Consider the following 2551-nt stretch of genomic DNA (forward strand, 5'->3'; position numbering starts at 1 on the left):
GACTGGTACTCGCCGGTGCGCAAGCAGAACTTCCAGCAGCAACTCGCCACGCTGGAAGTCGGCAGCATCAAGATCCAGGTGACGATGAACTCCGACTGGAGCGGCAGGTTCTACCCGCTGCCCGCCGGCGACTACACCGTGCTGCTGCCCGATGCGCCGCACAACAAGGACATGACGCGCTACTACCGCGAAGGGGCGCCGAACCTCAAGTACGACCAGGTCTGGTTCCCGATCAAGTACGGCGACAACAGCCGCTATGTGCACGTCGGCAATGTCTCGGACGGCTGCGTCACCGTGGTCGACCTGGATCGCTGGAACGACGTTCACGAAGCCCTGGTCAGCCATCGCGGGCCGGACGGGCTCAGCGTGGCCCGGCTCACCGTCCGGGGCACGCCGGAGAAGGCTCGATGAAGGCCTCGATGCGGCGTTGGGTGCTGTGTGCGGCGGCGCTGGCCGGCACGGCGAGCATGCCGCTGGTCGTCTCTGCGGACGGCCCGCCGATCTCCGCGGAAGCGGCACGTGCACTGGCGAACATCGAAGCGGATCGCGGCAAGCGCACGGCCGAAGACCGGCGCGCCGCCGAGCGATTGACGGTGGAGGGCGATCGCGCGTACCGCAAGCAGGACTACGACGCCGCGTACCGGGCCTACTTCAATGCCTACCCCAACTTCCCGACCGCGTACGCCTACCTGCTGGCCGGCGATGCCCGGTGGCGATCGGCAGTGCAGTTCCAGGAGCGCCGCGCCGGGCAGCCCGCACCCGATGGGTCGACCTGCCTCGAAGCTGGCCATCGGTTCGCGCGCGAGCTGACGATGGACCTGGCGAACCACTACGAAGTCGGCCTCGCACTGGCGCAGCGCGACAGCGCATTCCGGCGCAAGTATCCCGACCTGGCCGGCCGGGCGCGCGGGGCCGCATCGTGCCTGCAGGCGGTGGCGGCGCAGGCCGAGACGGCGCCGCCTCACTCGTGCGTCGACATCCCGCGGCTGCGTGCCTGCCTGGGCGAGCCGCTGCTCAAGTGAGGCAGCGGCTATACGCCGAACACGGTCAGCAGTTGATCCAAGGTCGGGACGCGAGCGCGTGCCGCATCCAGCACGGCGCGCGGAAAATGTCTGATGTAGACGGTCGGATCATGGGCCGGCAAGCCGAGCAGTCGCTCGAACTCACGCTTGTGTTCCGGGCTGCGGCGTTCTGCGGCGCGTCCCACGATGTCCAGCAACCAAGCTTCGCAGCATGGCTCCGACTCGACGACCTGGATCGATTTCGCCCTGGCCTTCTTGCGCACCGCGTCGCTCCATCCTTCATCCGTGTCCAGCAAGGCGGCGCAAAGATCGTAGGCGGCATTGGCGCTGGCGCGGATCGCGCACTCGACCACGTGGCCTGCACCCTTGCCATGGGCATTCTTGATGGTGACGCTGAAGCCCTGGCCGCCTTGGGTGTAGAGCCTGCGCAGGTGGMGCAGCAGCACCTCCTCCGCGTCGCCTTCGCCCATCAACAGTGCTGTTCGACGAACGGTGCGAACCACCGGGCGCGAGCCCGTCTTGCGTTTGGCCATCAGAGCTGCGGAACCGCGCCCAGTGCGCCCGCCATGTACTTGGCGTAGAGGTTGTCGTCCGAGCGCAGGCCCTTGATGGAATCGCCGCGGTAGGCCTGGCTGACGCAATCGCGCTTTTCAACGAACAGCATCTGGGCCTTGCTCAGGATCGTCAGCACGTGAGGGGCATGCAGGCTGAAGAGCAGCTGGGCCTGGTGAGGGTTCGTCACCGGGCTCGCGAAAAGAGACAGCAAGGGCTCGAGCATGTGCGGATGCAGGTCGGCATCCAGTTCATCGATCAACGCAACGCCACCGGTGTTCAGCAAGGGAAGCAGGCGTGACAGGAGAACGAAGGCCGCCTGCGTGCCGCTCGACTCCTGGTGGAAATTCAATCGATGAAGCTGGCCATCGGGCTTGGCATGCACGCCGAACGGCAACCACTGCTCCGACTTGCTTCCATCCACCGGGTCTGTCTGTTCGAAGCGGAGCAACTCCACGTCGGCCAAGCCCAGGTCCCAGTCCTGGACCAGCGACGACATCTGCAGGTAGAGCCGTTGCTCGGAAGCGAAGACCCGGGCTGCCGATGTCAGCTGGGCCGAGTCGAACAGCCTCCGTCCCAGTGCATCGATGTTCGTGATGAGATTGAAGCCGGCGACATGTTCAGCCAGTTCCACGCCATATTGGCGTGCCGTGGAGACCAGGGAGGCATTCGGGCGTACCTTGGCAGCTTCTGCGGCCGGCATGCCGAAGCCCTGTTGCCTGACCTTGTAGCCGTCCTGTGCATCCAGCTCGCGGGTGAACACATAGTTGAAGCGGGTCTGCTTGCGATACAGCGCCTCGAAGATCACCCGCCGGGAGGTGGCGTGAAGCTCGTAGCGCCAGAGTGCACCATCGACGTCCTCTGCTTCCACCTCGATTTCCGTGGGCTCCGATTCGTGAGCGAAGTGAGGTTCGAGCGAGATCGGATCGTCCGGCTTGGACTGGAAGGAATGGGCCATGAACCAGGCAGCGAAGACG

4 protein-coding genes are annotated in these 2551 nt (G+C 65.5%); 2 read left to right on the plus strand and 2 right to left on the minus strand.

The window, feature by feature from the left end:
* Positions 1–411: hypothetical protein (locus AC1D15_RS26545; protein ID WP_477828352.1), on the plus strand; the 411-nt coding region annotated here is incomplete at its 5' end.
* The gene (locus AC1D15_RS26550) at positions 408–1022 is read left to right on the plus strand and encodes a hypothetical protein (RefSeq protein WP_477828353.1); all 615 of its coding nucleotides are present in this window, start codon (positions 408–410) and stop codon (positions 1020–1022) included. The genes AC1D15_RS26545 and AC1D15_RS26550, both read left to right, overlap by 4 nt.
* Before the next feature lie 8 nt (positions 1023–1030).
* Here the strand turns inward: AC1D15_RS26550 and AC1D15_RS26555 are convergent, their stop codons facing one another.
* Together AC1D15_RS26555 and AC1D15_RS26560 are read right to left on the minus strand one after the other, a co-directional pair.
* Positions 1031–1555, minus strand: coding sequence for a hypothetical protein (locus AC1D15_RS26555; RefSeq protein ID WP_477828354.1), 525 nt, complete (start codon positions 1553–1555; stop codon positions 1031–1033).
* The coding region (locus AC1D15_RS26560) for an AAA family ATPase (protein ID WP_477828355.1) at positions 1555–2551 on the minus strand (997 nt) is incomplete at its 5' end. The genes AC1D15_RS26560 and AC1D15_RS26555, both read right to left, overlap by 1 nt.

The sequence above is a fragment of the Rhizobacter sp. P2_H2 genome, from assembly GCF_056403375.1.